Source organism: Runella sp. CRIBMP (assembly GCF_009905605.1).
Classification (GTDB): Bacteria; Bacteroidota; Bacteroidia; order Cytophagales; family Spirosomataceae; genus Runella.
In genome coordinates this window covers 398837-417450 of the sequence record NZ_JAAAKZ010000002.1, presented here as the reverse complement: position 1 = coordinate 417450, position 18614 = coordinate 398837, and the positions used below count along the sequence as shown (strand labels likewise).

18 protein-coding genes and 2 tRNA genes are annotated in these 18614 nt (G+C 40.8%); 5 read left to right on the top strand and 15 right to left on the bottom strand.

Annotated features, from left to right (window positions below; translation table 11 throughout):
• Window positions 1-23: 23 nt before the first annotated feature.
• From GVN20_RS30100 to GVN20_RS06855, 12 genes are all read right to left on the bottom strand, one after another.
• Window positions 24-152, bottom strand: a complete 129-nt coding sequence (locus tag GVN20_RS30100) for a type I restriction-modification system subunit M N-terminal domain-containing protein (protein WP_206023214.1) — start codon at window positions 150-152, stop codon at window positions 24-26.
• A gap of 217 nt (window positions 153-369) precedes the next feature.
• Window positions 370-1221 carry a nucleotidyl transferase AbiEii/AbiGii toxin family protein gene (locus GVN20_RS06905; RefSeq protein ID WP_166557626.1) on the bottom strand — a complete coding sequence of 284 codons (852 nt, stop codon included), beginning with the start codon at window positions 1219-1221 and terminating at the stop codon, window positions 370-372.
• Window positions 1196-2197 carry a type IV toxin-antitoxin system AbiEi family antitoxin gene (locus GVN20_RS06900; protein WP_166557625.1) on the bottom strand — a complete coding sequence of 334 codons (1002 nt, stop codon included), beginning with the start codon at window positions 2195-2197 and terminating at the stop codon, window positions 1196-1198. The genes GVN20_RS06905 and GVN20_RS06900 overlap by 26 nt, the downstream gene beginning before the upstream one ends.
• Before the next feature lie 616 nt (window positions 2198-2813).
• On the bottom strand, window positions 2814-3539 hold the full coding sequence (locus GVN20_RS06895; RefSeq protein WP_166557624.1) for a DUF6088 family protein: 726 nt from the start codon (window positions 3537-3539) through the stop codon (window positions 2814-2816).
• A gap of 1161 nt (window positions 3540-4700) precedes the next feature.
• Window positions 4701-5318, bottom strand: coding sequence for a hypothetical protein (locus GVN20_RS06890; RefSeq protein WP_166557623.1), 618 nt, complete (start codon window positions 5316-5318; stop codon window positions 4701-4703).
• Window positions 5319-5799: 481 nt separating this feature from the next.
• Window positions 5800-8463: a DUF6371 domain-containing protein gene (locus tag GVN20_RS06885; RefSeq protein ID WP_229598992.1), complete on the bottom strand. Its 2664-nt coding sequence runs from the start codon at window positions 8461-8463 to the stop codon at window positions 5800-5802.
• Between the two features lie 120 nt (window positions 8464-8583).
• The gene (locus GVN20_RS06880; RefSeq protein WP_166557622.1) at window positions 8584-8877 is read right to left on the bottom strand and encodes a hypothetical protein; all 294 of its coding nucleotides are present in this window, start codon (window positions 8875-8877) and stop codon (window positions 8584-8586) included.
• A gap of 119 nt (window positions 8878-8996) precedes the next feature.
• Window positions 8997-9806, bottom strand: a complete 810-nt coding sequence (locus GVN20_RS06875) for a hypothetical protein (protein ID WP_166557621.1) — start codon at window positions 9804-9806, stop codon at window positions 8997-8999.
• The gene (locus tag GVN20_RS06870) at window positions 9775-10992 is read right to left on the bottom strand and encodes a site-specific integrase (RefSeq protein ID WP_166557620.1); all 1218 of its coding nucleotides are present in this window, start codon (window positions 10990-10992) and stop codon (window positions 9775-9777) included. Before GVN20_RS06870 ends, GVN20_RS06875 begins: the two co-directional genes overlap by 32 nt.
• Window positions 10993-11311: 319 nt before the next feature.
• Window positions 11312-11385, bottom strand: a tRNA-Asp gene (locus tag GVN20_RS06865).
• Window positions 11386-11420: 35 nt separating this feature from the next.
• A tRNA-Asp gene (locus GVN20_RS06860) sits at window positions 11421-11497 on the bottom strand.
• Between the two features lie 28 nt (window positions 11498-11525).
• On the bottom strand, window positions 11526-11690 hold the full coding sequence (locus tag GVN20_RS06855; protein ID WP_166557619.1) for a hypothetical protein: 165 nt from the start codon (window positions 11688-11690) through the stop codon (window positions 11526-11528).
• A gap of 27 nt (window positions 11691-11717) precedes the next feature.
• On the opposite strand from GVN20_RS06855, the gene GVN20_RS06850 reads away from it, so the two are divergent.
• Window positions 11718-12818 carry a Nif3-like dinuclear metal center hexameric protein gene (locus GVN20_RS06850; protein ID WP_166557618.1) on the top strand — a complete coding sequence of 367 codons (1101 nt, stop codon included), beginning with the start codon at window positions 11718-11720 and terminating at the stop codon, window positions 12816-12818.
• Between the two features lie 42 nt (window positions 12819-12860).
• Window positions 12861-13592, top strand: a complete 732-nt coding sequence (locus GVN20_RS06845) for a zinc ribbon domain-containing protein (protein WP_166557617.1) — start codon at window positions 12861-12863, stop codon at window positions 13590-13592.
• A gap of 140 nt (window positions 13593-13732) precedes the next feature.
• Here the strand turns inward: GVN20_RS06845 and GVN20_RS06840 are convergent, their stop codons facing one another.
• Window positions 13733-15430 carry a sodium:solute symporter gene (locus tag GVN20_RS06840; protein ID WP_166557616.1) on the bottom strand — a complete coding sequence of 566 codons (1698 nt, stop codon included), beginning with the start codon at window positions 15428-15430 and terminating at the stop codon, window positions 13733-13735.
• An 88-nt stretch (window positions 15431-15518) separates the two neighbouring features.
• Window positions 15519-15683, bottom strand: a complete 165-nt coding sequence (locus tag GVN20_RS06835; protein ID WP_166557615.1) for a hypothetical protein — start codon at window positions 15681-15683, stop codon at window positions 15519-15521.
• 216 nt (window positions 15684-15899) lie between these two features.
• Between GVN20_RS06835 and GVN20_RS06830 the strand changes: the two genes are divergently transcribed.
• The 3 genes from GVN20_RS06830 (at window position 15900) to GVN20_RS06820 (ending at window position 18064) form a co-directional block, all read left to right on the top strand.
• On the top strand, window positions 15900-16658 hold the full coding sequence (locus GVN20_RS06830; protein WP_229598991.1) for an SDR family NAD(P)-dependent oxidoreductase: 759 nt from the start codon (window positions 15900-15902) through the stop codon (window positions 16656-16658).
• Window positions 16659-16770: 112 nt separating this feature from the next.
• Complete coding sequence (locus tag GVN20_RS06825) at window positions 16771-17247, top strand: nuclear transport factor 2 family protein (RefSeq protein ID WP_166557614.1); 477 nt, start codon at window positions 16771-16773, stop codon at window positions 17245-17247.
• A 40-nt stretch (window positions 17248-17287) separates the two neighbouring features.
• Window positions 17288-18064: an SDR family NAD(P)-dependent oxidoreductase gene (locus GVN20_RS06820; protein ID WP_166557613.1), complete on the top strand. Its 777-nt coding sequence runs from the start codon at window positions 17288-17290 to the stop codon at window positions 18062-18064.
• A 49-nt stretch (window positions 18065-18113) separates the two neighbouring features.
• On the opposite strand, the gene GVN20_RS06815 is transcribed toward GVN20_RS06820, so the two are convergent.
• A complete protein-coding gene (locus GVN20_RS06815) occupies window positions 18114-18614 on the bottom strand; it encodes a dihydrofolate reductase (protein WP_166557612.1) in 501 nt (166 codons plus the stop codon).

The following is an 18614-nucleotide window of genomic DNA, read 5'->3' as shown; positions in this document are numbered from 1 at the left end:
TCTTCTTTTTGGGCAAATTGAACCTATTTATCAGAGAGGTACTTATAAAAAATGAACCCCAGAATGTAATCTTTGTATTCATTGGCTTCAATTTTTGACCGCATTTGGTTGGCAGATTCCCAAATTTTCGCTGCCAGTTGTTGTTTATTCATGCTATACGCTTCTTTTTTAATTCTTTGTTTAATGAATGGTCGTTATTACAATTTTGCAGGACAGAGTTTATGTTACTGCAAAAATGGAGGTGCTTTGGTAAAAAATAGTTCTTTTTCAAATTTTGCTTGCATATTGTGAAGCAGGGTCTACTGTATATTATTGGTTTCAGCCGAAATTTCTTTGGTTTGGATAGCTACTTGTATGAAATTGTTATGATCATTCTTTTAGCCCTTGTTTTAATTGTCTTAACAGCAGTACGTTATCTTCTACCGAATTCCCAAAATCTTCGGTCATAATAGTTGCTATTCTACTGTTGGCTACATCGTCTGTATTGTTATTCAGAATTGTGCTAATTCGGTTGAAAAGCTTTTCATTACGTTTGGCAATTTTACTTATTTCTCTCCCCATCACTTGGGCAGCAATGTGCTTAAGATTGTCGTTCTCGTCTTCAAATAAATCGTTATGGTTTTCCCAAATTTGCTCATCGTACATATCAAAGAAATGATGGAGTATGTCGCTGATGTCTTTAATATCTTTCCTGCGGCGTTCAGGTCTGTCGTCCCAGGCAATAAATTTGAGTAAAACAATGCCCGGAAGCGTACAAAACTTAAACTTGTGACTGTTTTCCAATACCAATTGCGGCAAGCCTTCTTCATATATTTCACTAAAGCCCGGCATCTGTAAAGAGGTAAAACCTACCCCTTCCATAGATACTTTCCCGTCATGGTCTTCAATAGCTCCGAATGGCATCAGATCAACTTCTGTTTGATCTTTCCAGATCAAGACGAAGGCATTTTCTTTTGAGGGTGAAAAGCTTTCCACTTGTATCAAATAGTCCTTAAGAGCCTCATAAACACTCATGTTATTGATGAGTACTGCAAAGTCAATATCTCCTGTTGTTCTTCGGGCTTGTTTGTTATGAATACCCATCCAGGCATCTCGTGCTACTGCCCCAACTAAGTAAAAATCAATAGAAAACTTCTCCAATCCTCTCTCCAAAGCCGAGAGCATCTCTGTAATCGTTGAATTTTGTCTTAATTGACTATAATTGAGGTTGTATGTATTCATCGTATATTTTTTGTGCTGTTTCTACTGCTCTACTATCGTCAATATTCATCAAATCAGTATACACTAACAAGGCAGGAGCCGTATTTCCTTGGTTTTCAATTGTTTTCCAAAACACCTTATAGACTTGGACATTCCCTTTGTCATCCGGTATCAGGCGATAGTTTTTCATCAGTTCATTACGAGATTCAAGGGTATATAGTGTCAGTTGTTCAGGCCGTAGATAATTGGTTAATAAATCGCCTGCCGGTTCGCTTCCCCAACATGTTTTTCCAAGTTGAACAGGAAGTTTTTTCCACTCATAAAAGTCTTCGGCTTTCAAAAAACGGAAAGTACCTACTCGCAATGAGGGTTTTAGCTTCTCGGCATAAGCAGTTACCCACTTATCCAGCAACTCTTTTTTGTTAATGAGCTTATATCGGTCTTTGTTCAATTTTATTAAAAAGCCCATTTCTTTTAAACCTGCAAAAACATAATTGACATTCCCCAAGCTAACATCCGCATTTTTGGCTATTTCTCGATAGGGTAGGTTTATCTCATTTTCTTGTAGTAGGAAATCAAAAACTACTTTCAATCCGGTCTTGGTAAAGGCTCGGTTACCCTTTTCTTTCATTTCCGGTAAAGCTTTCTGCGTATCTACCCAAAGAAGTACTCCGCTTTGATTAATCCATATATTCCCGTTAGTTTCCAAATGGGCAATTTTATTCAACCTTAATTCTTCTTTGATTTTGGGAAATATCCGATTGGCCACCACCATCAGGGAGCCATCGCGCTGTGCCTGTTCTATGAGTTTAGGCAATTGATGGTTTCGTAACTCCTGTTTTATTTCAACATGGAACTTCAATGAGTGATTTCCCACAATAAGTTCTATTGTGCCATCAGGTGTTTGAGAACTGGTGGTTTCTTCCCAATGACCGGTTATCCCAAGGTTTTTGTGAAGATTTTCAAGGGCTTTATGGGCTATTTCGGATTCTCTCATGTTCACTAATTATTTATGTACACGAAACGTGAACATTTTTTTATTATGAACAAAAATATCAATTATTTTCAATTAAATCTCATATACAGGTAAAAAATTACTGTAAAATACGCTCAAAAACGGCATTCGAACACCCCTAAGACTTCCTGTAACACTTTTGTATATACAATTGTCAATACATTTGTATATACACCGCTGTTTTAACCCGGATACATACTTCTCTGAAAACCAAAAAACCACGTTACAGTCTTGTAACGTAGGTTTTTAAGGAAAATAACATATACTTCAACATGCTAGGGCATGTACATACATTTGTGTAGGCAATCAGTCCAAAAGCTGCTTTTAGGTATCGCTAACGGTTACTTCAATTGAAAAAATTTACTCTCGTTCTACAAAAATAAGTTCTGTTTTCTTCGCGGAATTTCATTCGGTAGTTTCCAGTTCAATCGTCCACTTTATCGTTGTAAGTCGTTCGCTGATTATTTTCAGCGTGTTGAGCACGGCTTCGGCACAGGCAGCTTGACACATACTAAGTTTATGTAGATGGCAGGAATGCGCAGCACATCGGCCATTTGCTGGGCCAAATTCCTAAAGAGTCTTTTGTTTTCGTGAAGGTTCATTCGATATTCCATTTTTCGGTGGTCGATAGTGCTTTTTTCGCTCCGGTCAATGGGTATTTGGTCAAAGGATTCAGCGATTTATACAAATGCTCGGCGAGGTTTGTCCATTGTAATTCATCCATCATAGCACCCAAAAGTGCCCGGGTAGCCGGAGGATATTTGAGGGCCAATCGAATGATGGTCGTTGTGTCTTTTTCGGAGAGAGATTTAAGAATGGACAAAAACCGTCGACAAGACTGCTCTATGCGGGCATCAGGTATCTTTTTGATGTATCGAATCGCATCCAGAATTTGTAACAACGGGATGTTGTCCTTAGTAATAATATTCTTTTGTGTGATAAAGGTTATGGTATAACGCTCACGCTGAAAAGCGGCACGAGGGTGATTTTGACCAATTTGGATGGTGTTGCTCACTTGGGTGGTCAAACCTAGTTGATTGTAAATGCTGTATCCTGTCAGGTACCCAATGAGCTTACAATCCTCTTCCAACAGATCTTTCACTACCTGCTTTTGAGAGGGCTGCACCGGGCCCAGGGGCGTCGTCTCCGGCTTGAAGTATTTGCCTTTGGATAACTTTGCAATTTTGCCCTTTACCACCATCCGATTTAGGGATTTGATAACGGCTTCTTTTTTATTGACTTCTACACCTAAATCCATATAGGTGAATACATACCCTTTAGGCAGTCGGTCTATCACAAACGATATATATTCAGATACTTTCATTTATTTTTTTTATTAACAAAGATAAAGGTTTGTCCAGTTTTTTATGTAAAAAACTGGACAAAGTTAGACCAAGTTTTATAGCCGCTCATAATAAGTGTTGAATTCAATTATAAAACGCTACTTTTCGCCTAGTTCTGTTGCCATTCCATTAATTTTTGCATTCTATGCCTTCTCATCAGCTACCGGTTGAAATGTACTGTCCAATGGCCCGCTCCGCTATGTTCCTTTTAATGGCATAGTGGTTTGGAGATTTTTCAATGCCTGATCTACAATCTGTATTTCTGTCACGTTTACATATATTTTTTGTTTATGAAACCGTAAACGCAGCCTTTTCGTAAACAAAGGGGATGCATTCTCTTTTAATGTCTTTGCATCCATGCATCCATCGGCAAAAAGTACAGTATCCCACTGTATAAAGTTAAAACCACTTTCAATACACACCTTTGTACATACACTTGTCAATACATTTGTATATAAATAGCAATTTTAATCAGGAAACATACTTCTCTGAAAACCAAAAATCTAGGTTACAGGCCTGTAACGTGGGTTTTAAGGAAAAAGAACATATACCTCGGTAGCTTACCGGCAACAAGTATGTACATACATTAGTATATACAATCAGGTAAAAAGCTGCTTTTAGGTATCGCTAACGGTTACTTATCAATACGTGGGGCCATTTCGGCTAAGGTTACTGCTGGTTGTTGATTCAGCAATTCAACTATTTTCAGTGAACTTTTCGGTGAACTTTTCAGGGTACTTTCTTCTCCAGACATTTCAACGGTAATGACTGCCCTATGCTCATGTTAAATAATCACAATGTACAAAAGCATTAATCCTTGGTTGAGATGGGCCTATACTTGTGTTATCAGCTCCATCATTTCTACTAAGTTTTCTCCCCAATTTTCTCCCTAGTTTTCATCCTAGTACAGGTGGTTTAAACGTGGCCTGACTCATTTTTCCAAGAATGGATATAGATAAGTTTTCTTTTAATGCACTTGTACATACAATTGTCAATACATTTGTATATACAGCGCTATTTTTACCCAGATATATACTTCTCTGACAACAAAAACCCACGTTACAAGCCTGTAACGTGGGTTTTTAAGCAAAAGAACATATACCTCTACATGCCAGGGCATGTACCTACATTTGTGTAGACTCTCAGGCTGCCAGCAGGGTTTCTTCTGATTTTGAAGGAGAATATTGGATGATTTTTGGCCGCATTTTCATGATTGAGGTCCATCTCCAGAAGACAAAGGCTGCCAGTGCTAACCCTAGTCCTAATAACCATAGCCAATTTCGTTTTAAGAAATTCATTACGTGTTGGCGGGTGATGGGCTCTTCAACGGTTTCGGGCGTTACATGCGCCTGAAATACAACGGGGGAGATTGAAATCGTTGATTCTTCTGTTTCCGAAGTCGCTTCCACTATTTCCACCGCAGCACTCTTGGCCAGTAATTCAATCAGATCGGACTTGGAACAGATTTTTTTACCCTCAATGGTATGACCCTTGATGTTTTTGAAGAGTGTGGTAAAGGTTTCATTTTTTTCATACCCTTCCAGCAGGTAACGGAGCTGCTTTAGTTGTGCTTCCTGCTCCTGAATTATTTCCCTGTCCAGGGCAGCGGCCTGTACCTGACTGGTCAAATCCTTAAAGCTGACAATGGCTTTGCGAATGAACTCGCTTTCCTTGAGGTGTAACTCCTGAGCGAAATCTTTAAGGAGTTGTCGGGTGGGCTCATCCACGCGAAAATTGAAGGTTTTGTCTTTAGTGTTCATGCTGTTAAAGGGTTAAAGAAAATATATGCAAAATTAATTAAATAAGGCTAATTATGGCTTAGATACGTGGTTTATCTGCTGTTTTTGCCTTTTTAAGGTGTTTTAATAATCACCCAAAGCCGATACTTCAGTTCTTTAAAAAATGACAATGTTTCAGGGTTAAAAATTGTACATATTTCAGATGAGGTAAAAAGAAAATGACGATAAAAAAAAGTTGCGATAGGGCATAATTGGCTGTTGTATTACAACACAACAACACCGAGCTTAAAAATTTGATAATCAATTAGTTGTAAAATTATTTTTGTTGTAAATCTGTTGTAAATGCCTACAACAGTTACAACAGCATCCAAAACAAATTTTACAACACTACAACAGATTTACAACAACTTTACAACAACAATATTTAATATAAAAAATTAATAATCAATTACTTATCTACTGTTGTTGTAATGTTGTAAGAAAAATGGCCATTTTTTTTAAATTAAAAATTTTTGGGTTGTCTGTTGATAAGGTCTAAATCGTATTTTGATTTTACATATTCGTAAGTTATTGAAAGAGAATTTGTTACTGCTTGTGTTGGGGCCTTGTTTTCGTTTTTTTCGGGTTGACGGAAACGAATTGTCTTTATGACCTCTTTTTCGGTTCTTGGAGTCTCCATTTGCAGAATTTCCTGAAAAATGCTGTCTCTATCCGGTGCTTCTTTGTAATAAATTCGACGATATTTTTCCATGAAAATTGTATAAATCAAAGGTGTGCGCAGATAAAGAAGCGGACCGTCAAATCTAAAATGAATCCCTTCATGAATTTGGTGTTGGTCAAACATCACTTGCAGCGTACCAAAAAATTCAGAGAGCAGTGAAGTGTCATTCTGAATACTGTGTTGGCGGCTTATGTATTTCCTTCCTATCTCGGTAAACTCGTCCAAAATGTCTTCTCTATCAGTGTACTCACAAAGCGCTATATGCCCTTCGCATGTCAAAACAAAAGCACAGGCCATCGTTAGAGCCATATTGGCAAACAGACGTTCAGGCAGTCGTTCATTGATGAAACATGCTTTCAGGCGATTATACAGGGTTGTATACGCAGCGGAATAAGATTCTTTAATTAATGCCCTGTGTTTCAGTAATTCAACCGTGATCATTCCCAGGCCATTTTCCTGAAGCTCAGATAACCGGGTGAAAGCAATAATTTGCTCCTTTGTTTTTTGCTGTGATTCGATGGGGATAAAAAGGCAGCGTGAAAAAAAGATGGGATTTTGAGGGAGGTAGTTGCTGGTCAGCATTAAGGCTGAATGAATATCAATACTCTCCGTTTCTGTTTTATTACGACTACTTTCCGCCGTTTTATGGTAACCTGTATTGTCATAGGCAGCCTGTAATAATCCTTCCTGAGGCAAGTTATTCACAAATTCATCCATCCACAAGCACGTGTTGGAGGATTGGCTCATGAGTTTTATAAGCGCTGCATCGGTATTTTTAGATTTGAGATTGATGTCGTCCTGCTTAAAACCAAAAAGATACGTCAGGCTTCGGATGATGCTGCTCTTACCTGTACCGGCGGGACCCTTCGCATAAAGAATAGGAGAGAAACCGTTTTGATACACTGCAATGTCCCTAAAGAGTGACATAATGTAAAAACATGCCGGTAGAAACGCATTCTCCTTTAAGTGTGCGCCCTGGAATAGATTAAACCAGTCATTGAACTTAATCGGATGGGCCGATAGCGTAAAACGGTGCCTTTTGTTGGTATTGGTGCGTGGAATCGAAATACACCAATCCTGATATGACACAATACCAAACTCGTCAGGACTGATGATCTGTCCCAGTGGCGTTACGGCATGGTTGGCAAACAAAAACAATTCTGATTCAGGATGAAGGCCAAACCGATTAATTTTAACGGCTTTGGAGAAGTCTTTTAAGGCGAAGAGATGGGCATGAATTTCTGATAAATGATCGTCATTGGCCTTAAAACTGAGTTGTTTTGCCGTAATCAAGTTTTTCATCCGTTTTGATGAGCAAAAATCATCGTGCTCTACTTCCAAAAAAACGGTATTTCCATTTTTGGGGCGTAACTCCAATACCCACGTAATCTGTTGGTTTTCATCTTCTGTGCAGTATTTAATGAACAAGTGAAAATTGGCAACATTCTCCCAGTTTTTCTTTCCTAACACCCAAATACTTCCATCCTTTCGATAATCAACCGTACTGTATTGGGACCGATTTAGTGCATAGGTATCCTTTTTTTGCTTTGTTGAATCCAAATGTACCCCGTAATTGACCACTCGTACCCTAGAAAGAATGTCGGGCAGCTGTTTGTCACCAATTGCGTCGGCAATGTCATAACCATCATTTCGTTCGGGAAACAGGTCAATAATCTCAAAATCAATTCCATGTTTCTCTAAGTTTTTGATACTTGAAGCATCCTGCCTGCCAGCTTTATCAGCATCACACAGCCATATTACCTTTCGTCCTTTCAATGGGGTAATTTTGGTATCTGTCAAACCGTTGGCGGAACCGCAGGCCACCCAATCAAATTGAGGGTAGAAAAACGATGCGATCACCTTGGTTTTTTCCGATTCTACCACAATGACCGTCTTTTGTTTTTCGGGGTCTAATAAGTCTTCTCCGTAGAGGCACATTCCATACTTTTTGCCATCGGGAGGTTGTTTTAATGAATGACTGGTAAAAGCCTTATCACGGTGTCCATCGGATTTGTAGAGTATCCATTTGACGTTTACTATTTCCTTTTTCTCATTTTTAAGGATGAAAACGGTCCTTGCTTTAGGATCGGTGCCTACATTGTGTTTTAAGAGGTGTTTTTTGGTAATTCCCAGTGATTGGCAGTAGATATGGAATGCGCTTTCCTGATTCTCATTCCATGTCTTGTATTGCTCCTGTTTGTAAACATCAGGTAACAGTGTTTCGGAGTCTGAGCCGACATTTACCGATGAAATGGTAGTTGAAAACGACGGTAAATTAGGCTTAGAATGGTGCCCACAGCTATTGGTTCTTTCACATTTTCCGAATTCTTCACTGAGTCGAACACCGTCTTTTTCGTAATATCTAAAACTTTTAGGGTCACCGCAGGAAGGGCATCTGCCTTTCTTTTTAGGATGCTTTTCAAATTGAAAGGGCATTTTTGACATCGCTTTATGGAGTAAATTTAGGCAATAGTGTAGCCACCGTAGGTTTTCTACAGTTGGGCACCAGTTTAAAAAAGAAATGATTAATTGATAGGGGAGTATCTCTCCCTGATGTGAGGAGTATTAAAAGAAGTCTTCAGGAAATAGCTTGTTTAAGTCTGAAGCATATACGAATACCATCCCGCCGATTTTAACGGTTCTGAACATGCCGGATCTTTTGAACTGCTCAAATTTGGACCTCGACCAGCCCATCCTTTTACAAACTTCGGCGGGTCGTAATTTTTCAGGTGCGACAGATGTTTCCTGTCGATTTTCGAGTAAACGGGTAATACGGTCAAAGTGCTGGGTCATTTCCAACATCAAAGTGGAGTAGTCTACTGCCTTGGGACCGGGGTCGTGTTTTTGGTTTTCTTTCATGGTAAATGAGTGTTGAAAAAATCTGTTATTATTTACTATGCAATACTACGAAAAAAGTTAACATCATTCAAACATAACATTAAAAAAAGAGGGTTCCCTCTGAAATTTTGTGAAAACGATTAATTAAAATTAACGTTAAGAGGGTAGGGATGTTCATTCATCAACGTCTGAATATCATCTATAATTTTGATATACAATGAGTTGTGAGTTGGGCTTGACTCAATAAAGGCTTTTTTAAAATTTCCATGTGTTAAATCAAGCATTGAAGCTCCCAAGCGATTGTATTCCGTATTAGCATTTTTGAAGTTGATATAAAGTACTTTCCACGTCCAAATTTCGTCAACATATTTTGCTTTAAATTGACTCAACGAAGGAATAGTTTTGGAATAATAGGTAAGCAACTCCAATGGGCTAATTTTGTGAATACCCTGAATGGCTTCATCAAGCAGGGAGGTATCCTCATCAGGGAATTCCTTAGCCAAGTACGTCATCATACTTTGGTTTAACAGTTTGTTTACTATAGTATCTAACTCATAATCTTCATATTTAAACCCTTCCAACAGTTTATTGACATCAAATTCTTCCATAGTTGTCCAGGGCCTGTTTTCCTTCACAAAGCGTGTATAGGCACGGCTAATAAGATCCATCAGAAACATTCTCTCACGATCAAGCAATTTTTGGAGGTCTTCGCTTAGCGTATTCAACTCATTGACGGTACACCATAAGTTAGTGGCACTTTTAATTTTAGCTGTCAGCCGGTTAAAGGTGATACGAACGTATAGCGCATGTCGCCACAAATTTGGGTCTTTCTCCGTCTCATCATTGTCGACAACGGGCCGTATGTACAAATTCAGGTAATGTTTAACGGTAATTTTTTTATCCGTAAAATTTACCAGATTAATCTTGTCCTGACTCATTTCCTCCGTCATTGGGAGGTGGGCTGTTTTGTTTAAAGATTTTTTTGAGGGCTTCATTTTGAACTTGTTCTATTGCATGAACATACTTATCTGTTTGCTCCCGTTTGCTGTGCTGAAGTTGTAGCTGAACCAGTTTTGCATCTCCCGACAGCATATAAAGATTTGTTCCAAAGGTATCTCTTGATGCTTTAAAATACAATCTTGGGTCAACATCCGCCATAACTGCAATAATTTTTAATAGCTTATTTACTTTTTGGCTGGACATTCCTTTGAAAATCCTTACTTTATTTCTTTGAGGTAGGTATTTATTGAGAATCCTAGCTGGAGCCCCATCAAATAACAGGAAAAGTGGCTTATAATCCCATTTACCTGTTTTTATTGATTGGTATTTTAAGCCCTCACCCTCTTCAGTAAAAACAACTTTTTCCCGGGTAAGAGCATAACTGTCACAATGTCTCAAGCCCGTGTAACAACTGAAAAGAAACATATCCCTTGCCATTTCCAGCTCTTTTTGTTCTGGTGTAAACTCAAGCATTTCGATTCGTTTTCTCTGTTCAGGCAGAAGAAAAAGCGCATCTGTTGGCTCGGTGACCAGTTTGAATTTCCGATAAGGGTTTTTGTCTTCTGCCAGTAAATCATGAAGGATGGCCAGATTAATGTATTTACGAAGGTGACGGTGATACTTCTCTATGGTATTGATGTGTTTTCCTTTCTTACGCAGAAAAATATCAAAGTCCTGTAAAAACGAATAAGTCAAGTCTTCAAACTCTACTTGTTTTTTAAATGCACACAGGTTATTGAAGGTAACAGTGTGAGTAACGATTGTAGCTTTAGCCAATTGGGGTTGTTTTGCGAGCTGCTGGCGATAGAATTCGGTAAAACTTAAGGCGTCGACCTTTTTTGCTGGTTTTAAGGATTTGAGGAAATGCTTAAAATCGTCTAAGCTAAACTTCTTATGGGTAGCTCGGTAATGAATTTCGAAATTTTCAAATTCTCCGATTTTTTCCCGCAGCATCCTGGCAGTATATGGGTCTTTTGCGGTGTTCTTTTTATCATCCCACTCTTTTTGCGTCAAGTGCAGTCGGGTTGAAAAATAGCGCCTGGCTCCGTCTAAGTAAGCTTGAATCTGCACCAATCCTTTGCCTTTTTTCTGAATTTCTTTCTTACGATCGAAAACTAACTCATACTTTACTTTCATTGTGCTTGTTTTTTTAAGTTCGCACAAACATAAGTATTGGAAAACAGGAAAAACAGGTATCAAAAAAGTAGCAAAAAATCTGCTATGATATGGTAAAACATAGTAAGAAAAATGACAAAACGGATTGCACCGAAAATTCGACCGTTGCTCAATTTTTAGCTTTTTTTTAATGTGTGATAGAAGAAATTTTAATAAAACAGTGTGGCAGGTATCAAAAAAGTATCAAAGCTGTTAGTCGATAATTTTTCAAAAAAAGTGCCCTAGAAGCGCCAGAAAGGGCATAAAACAAAAAAAGCTCAGATTTCTCTGAGCTTCCAAGCGGTCCGGACGGGACTCGAACCCGCGACCCCCTGCGTGACAGGCAGGTATTCTAACCAGCTGAACTACCGAACCATTTTTACTTTAAAAGAACGTTACTAAAACACTGTTGGCGGTCCGGACGGGACTCGAACCCGCGACCCCCTGCGTGACAGGCAGGTATTCTAACCAGCTGAACTACCGAACCATTGTATGTTTTATTTACTAAACTACTTTTATGGGTGACCAAAAACATTAGAAACTGTTGTAACGTTTTGTGTTTTGGTTTCTGCTAAAAGTGGTGCAAAAGTAGTATTTTTAGCGTTCAATGCAATACATTCACCAAATAAAAACACGCTTTTTTTATAAAAAAATGTGATTTTATGTTCGAAAATTCTCATTTCTAAAGAGTTACAAAATTAAATAAAATGACGATTGTCAAAGAAATTACCCATTATTTAGAACAACTTGCTCCCCTTTCTTACCAAGAGTCGTATGATAATGCAGGTTTGATTGTCGGAAATACGCAAACTGAGGTGACGGGCGTACTGCTCACGCTTGACTCGACGGAGGCCGTAGTGGAGGAGGCTATTGCTAAAGGCTGTAATCTGATTGTGGCGCACCATCCGATTGTGTTTAAAGGACTCAAAAAATTAAACGGGCGCAATTACGTTGAGCGGACTATCATCAAAGCTATTAAAAATGACATCGCCATTTACGCCATTCATACCAATCTAGATCATGTAATGGGGGGAGTAAACTCAATGATTGCCGAGCGACTTCAACTTCAAAAGGTCAGGATTTTAGCGCCCAAATCGGATACCCTACTAAAATTAGTTAGTTTTGTCCCGACAGAAGTTACCCAAGCAGTCTTAGACGCACTGTATGAAGCGGGTGTAGGAGCCATTGGAAATTATGACCATTGTAGTTTTCGGGTAAATGGTACGGGAACATTCCGACCAAATGAAATGGCAAAGCCCTTCATCGGGAGGGCTCAGAATGATGAAGAAGTAATCGAAAATCGCATTGAAGTAATCTTTCCGGCTCATTTGCAGGGAAAAGTTCTCAATGCGCTCAAACAGGCTCATCCATATGAAGAAGTAGCGTACTATATTTCCGCGTTGAAAAATCTAAACCAAGAGGTGGGGGCGGGTGCCATAGGCGAATTGCCGAAGGCCATGACGGGAGATGAATTTTTAACACATTTGAAATTTACCATGGGTTTGCAGATGATTCGACATACTGCTTTGGTGAGTGATTCTATCAAAAAAGTAGCGGTGTGCGGGGGGGCCGGTGGCTTTCTCCTCAACGATGCCATTGGAGCCAACGCCGACGTTTTTGTCACGGCCGATTATAAGTACCATGAGTTTTTTGATGCCGACGGACAAATTCTCATTTGTGATGTCGGGCATTATGAAAGTGAAGTTTACACAAAAGAATTATTACAACGATATTTGTCGAAAAAATTCGTTAATTTTGCGACAATTTTGTCGGAAACTAATACAAATCCAGTCTTTTACCGCTCTTGAGTAAAAGGTTGAAAATCGAAAATTGTAAATCGTAAATACTGAATGGAACTGACAGTCGCGCAGAAACTGGACTTGCTCCTTAAATTGCAAGAAATTGACTCTCAATTAGATGACATCAAAAAAATCCGTGGCGACTTGCCCGAAGAAGTAAGAGATTTAGAAGATGACATTGCAGGATTTGAAACCCGCATCGGGAAGTTCAACAGCGAAATCAGCGCTCTTGAAGATGAAATCAGTCGTTACAAAGCCGCAAAGAAAGACGCGGAAAAACTGATTGCCCGCTATAAGGAGCAACAGATGAACGTTCGTAACAATCGCGAATACGACGCCATCACCAAAGAAATGGAGCTTCAATCCCTTGAAATTGAGCTTGCCGAAAAGAAATCTCGGGAGGCAGATTACAAAGTGAAGGCCAAAAAAGAAGAAATCGCCGCTACTGATGCTTTACTCAAGGAGCGTCGCGAAGACTTGAAAGCTAAAAAACAAGAGCTGGATGTTATCACTTCTGAAAGTCACGAGGACGAGAAAAAACTTTTAGAAAAACGCGATCTCCAGGCTACCAAAGTAGAAGACCGTTTGTATAAATCCTACACGAAAATTCGTAACAACTCAGGCAACGGCCTTGGTGTAGTAACGGTTCGTCGCGGGGCTTGCGGAGGTTGTTTCAATGTTGTACCTCCACAACGTCAGGCCGATATTCGTGAGAAGAAGAAAATCATCGTTTGTGAACACTGCGGCCGTATCTTCGCCGATGTAGACACTGAATATAAGTAATCAATCGTCGGTGATGCTTTTCGTTTGGAGGGCATTGCTATGGTTACCAACAAAAAAGCTGCACAACGACTGTGCAGCTTTTTTGGTTTACAAAGAATCGGTTGCGCACAACGAAAGACACTGGCGGTGAAACTTTTAGGTTAGGCTTTATTGGGGGCTTTTTCGACCGTAAATTGCCAAAGCCAGGCAAACAAAATGACCAGAATACAGCCAACGACGTTGAGCCATAAAAACGCCATGACGTCAGAAAGCCAACATACCACTACGCCAATTTCGGCCAGTACAGCACCCCAAAATGTGGCTTTTCCACCGAGATTTTTAAAGTAAAAAGCCACCAAAAATATTCCCAATATAACTCCGTAAAACAATGATCCTAAGATATTTACGGCTTCAATCATGCTACCTAATTTGCTGGCGTATTGTGCCACTGCCACACAAAATACGCCCCAACCGATGGTAGCCACGCGCGAGGCAGTAAGGTAATGGTTTTCGGAGGCATCTTTACGGTATAGGCGTTTGTAAATGTCCACAATACTCGTGGAAGCCAATGAACTGTACGCCGCTGCAATAGAACCCATAGAGGCGCTAAAAATAACTGCGATGAGTAGGCCTATGAGTCCGATAGGTAGGCGGTCCAGCACAAACCGTAAAAAAACGTAATTTACATCGCTGGTGTCGGCGGTGGGATTGTTCTTTTTGATGAGGGCCACGGTTTCATTACGTATCTCTTTGGCAATGCCTTCATTGGTTTGCAGCATTGTTTTTTGACGGGTTACTTCTGCTTCATCTTCACTATCCATGGCCTTTGCCAAGGCGTTGACGGTTTGTTGGCGCTCGAAGGTTAGTTTTTGGTGTTTCTGTTCAAGTTTTTGATAATCAGTTGCGTATATGCTCGTTTTAAGTTTGTCGGTTTCTACTTTGTTGAAAAATAAAGGGGCAGGATTGTATTGGTAATACACAAAAACCAGCACGCCTACCAACAAAATCAGGAACTGCATTGGGATTTTGAGCAAACCATTCATCATCAGACCCAAGCGGCTTTGGCCGATGGATTCACCCGTCAGATAACGCCCTACCTGCGATTGATCGGTGCCGAAATAGGAAAGCTGTAAGAAAAAACCACCGATAATCCCTGACCAGATATTGTAGCGGCTATTGGGGTCAAAATGAAAATCAATGGTGTTGAGTCGGCCCGCTTTACCCGCTATTTTGAGGGCATCTACAAAACCTACATCGGCGGGTAGTAAATGCACCACCATGTAACCCGCCACGCACATTGCAATGGTTACAATCATCATCTGTTGTACGTGCGTGTGTGAAATGGCCTTCGTACCGCCCGAAACGGTGTAGATTAACACCACAGTTCCCATAAAAATATTGGTCCACATAATATCCCAACCCAAAATAGTGGCTAAAATGATGGAAGGGGCATAAATGGAAAGTCCAGTAGAAAGGCCTCGGGAGAGCAAAAATAGCGTTACGGTAAACATCCGTACGCGCATATCAAACCGCTTTTCTAAAAACTCGTAGGCGGTAAATACCTTGAGGCGGTGAAAAATAGGAATGAAAGTAATACTCAAAACGACCATGGCGAGCGGTAAGCCGAAGTAAAATTGAACGAAGCGCATTCCATCCGAAAATCCCTGCCCGGGCGCTGACAAAAATGTAATGGCGCTGGCTTGGGTTGCCATTACCGAAAAACAGACATGATACCACGGAAGCGACTGATTGGCAATGAGGTAATCTTCCATGTTTTGTGTGCCTCGGCTGCGATAAACTCCGTATAAAACGATAAAGCCAAGCGTACCAATCAGTACAATCCAGTCAATAGAACTCATTGAGAAAGTGGTGTTAAGACATGGCCCGAAAGCCCGTGCGGTTAAGAGTTAGGAACTATAAATGTTGGAATTTTATTCGGCAGAAAAATCAGTCAAAATAGTGCATCATTGCGTAAAATAATACGATGAGTACAATTAAAGTCCCAATCACAATCCCGTACATTTGGGGCCAAGTTTTTATGAAAGGCGGAAGGCCTTCGTACTTATTTTCGGGAGGGGGCGAGGAGTGCGGCGTTTGGTCAGTTATTTTCATAGGGGGTGGTTAGAGGTAATAGTCGATCAACTTTCGGGTATATTTGTTTTACAACGGAAAATTAACCAAAATGCGTGCCGTAAAATTAGTTCTAATCTACTGGTTTCGATTTTTTATGGTGTAGAAAGTCAAAAAATTAGACTAAATCGTAGTAAAAATGGATTCAATTGCATTTTTTTAGTTTTGAATATACGCATTCATTCATTTTCAACCCTCATGATGTTTAAAAACCAAGTAGTAATTATTACCGGCGGTTGCTCCGGAATCGGGCGGGCAGCGGCTTTTCGTTTTGCACAAGAAGGTGCGAAATTATTCATTGCCGACCTGTCTGAAAAAGCGGGCGATGTTTTGATGGAAGAACTTGAAAAAGTGGGAGCAGAAGCGGCTTTTGCCCGCATTGATGTGACGGATGCCGAAGATGTAGAGCGCATGATTACGGACTGTATTCAGCGTTTTGGGGGGATTCATGTGCTCGTCAACAGTGCGGGGATTTTGGGGCCGCGCGCCCGGACCGAACGGTATCCTGTTGAAGACTTTAAAAACGTAATGGAAATTAATGTTTTCGGCTTGTTTAATTGTATGCAGGCGGTTTTACCCCACTTTTTGGCGAAGAAAAGCGGGAATATCGTCAATCTCGCTTCGGTGGCAGGTTTGGGGGGCTTTGCGGGGCACGTGGGTTATTCGGCGAGCAAACACGCCGTGGTGGGCATGACCCGTACCGCCGCCCTTGAATACGCCAAACATGGGATTCGCATCAATGCCGTTTGCCCCTCGTTTACGATGACGCCCATGCTCGAAAACGCCATGACCAACGACGATACCAATTACCTGGATGCGCTTCAAAATGCCATTCCTATGAAACGATTCGGAAAGCCCGAAGAAATTGCCGACGCCATTATTTACGCGGCTTCTTCGGCGGCTTCTTTTATGACTGGGCACACGCTTGTGATGGACGGAGGGCTGCTGATAGCGTAGGGCCGTTGGTAATGTGTCGTTGGGTTCTCAAACCCAACAACCAACGATAGCGGTTTCTTAAAACCCTGAAATACGAGTACATCCTTTTTTTGCAAAATCCTATTTTAATACAATGCACCCAAATCAAGCCCTCATTGAACGTTTTTATACGGCTTTTCAGCAGAAAGATTTCCGTACCATGCAGGCCTGTTATCATCCAGATGTTCGTTTTTCTGATCCTGTTTTTCCTAAATTAAAGGGCGCAGAAGCAGGACTGATGTGGGAAATGCTCCTGACCAGAAGCGCTGATTTAACGATTACATTTGGGAATGTTCAGGCCGATTACCGAAGCGGAAGTTGCGACTGGGAAGCTACGTACACTTTTTCTGCTACGGGTCGTACCGTTCATAACGTAATACACGCCGAATTTTTATTCAAAAATGACCTCATTTCGCGCCACGACGACCGCTTTAGCTTTTATGAATGGTCGTCGCAAGCGTTGGGACTGACGGGAAAATTATTGGGCTGGAGCCGATTTTTGGAGAAAAAAATACAACGAAAAGCGGCGGATGGCCTCCGAAATTTTATCCAGAAAAAAGCCAAAAACTAAAAGTCGGATTTTATACCTTCATCTTACCTAAACCAAAGTTATGAACAGCGAATCAGCAAACAATCTATTTGATTTAACGGGCAAAGTTGCCGTTATCACGGGGGCCAGCAAAGGCATTGGCGAGCAAATTGCGCGTTATTTTGCCCAGTTTGGCGCAAAAGTCATCATCAGTAGTCGTAAACTCGCTGATTTGGAACTGCTCGCTGAAGAAATTCGCCAAACGGGTGCCGATGTCACTGCCGTTGAGGCAAACATGGGCGACGAAGCCCACATCAAACATCTGTGTGATAAAGCCGTTGAAATCTACGGGGGAATTGATATTTTAGTCAATAATGCAGCCTCCAATCCCTATTACGGGCCCACCGTTGACTGTCCAGATGCGGCTTTCGACAAAATCATGGACATCAACGTAAAAGCGCCTTTTCAACTCAGTAAATGGGTTCATCCAGTCATGAAACTTCGGGGGGGAGGCAGTATTATAAACATCAGTAGTATTGCGGGAGAAACACCTGACCCCGGTTTGGGGATATACAGTGTCAGCAAGTCAGCCTTGAATATGTTGACTAAAGTTTTTGCCAAAGAGTGGGGTGACGACGGCATACGGGTCAACGCGGTCTGTCCGGGACTGATTAAAACGAAATTCAGTAAAGCCTTGTGGGAAAACGAAAAGACGCTGAATCATTTTACCAAACGGATTCCTATTTCTCGTATGGGAACGGTCGAAGAAGTAGCCTCTCTGGTGCTTTATCTTGCTTCTGATGCCTCTGGATATTGTACGGGCGGAATCTACACCGTAGACGGTGGCACGACCATTTGATTGAGCCCTGGCATGTTTTGTTAGGCTAAGAAAATCACCCCTCTAGATTTTATGGATTCTTCGTTTTTTCGTACACTAAAAAAGAATAAGCATAGGCATGTTGCGCGTCGGCGGGGAAATCCTGCCGACTTTTTAGTTTAAATTCGGATTCGGAAAATTCAGGAAAAAAAGCGTCTCCTTCAAATATGCCGTGTACAACTGTTAAATGGATGATGTCGGCCAAGGGCAATGCCTGACGGTAGATTTCCGCCCCGCCAATGACAAACACCTCTTTGTCATTTTTGCAGGCTTCAAGGGCTTCTTGTAGACTTCCCGCCCGGGTAAAACCTTCTTCCAATACATAATCTTCTTGACGCGTTATGACAAAGTTACCAACTTCTGATGCTAAACGGTCGGGAGTATCGTAGCTTTTTCGGCCCATGATCATTCGGCTATCTTTGGTGACAGCAAAAAAATTGGCCCAGTCGTTGGGTAAATGAGGCCAAGGTAAGCGCCCTTGCAAGCCAATGGCACGGTTTTCCGACATGGCACTGATTAATGAAAGTTGCAT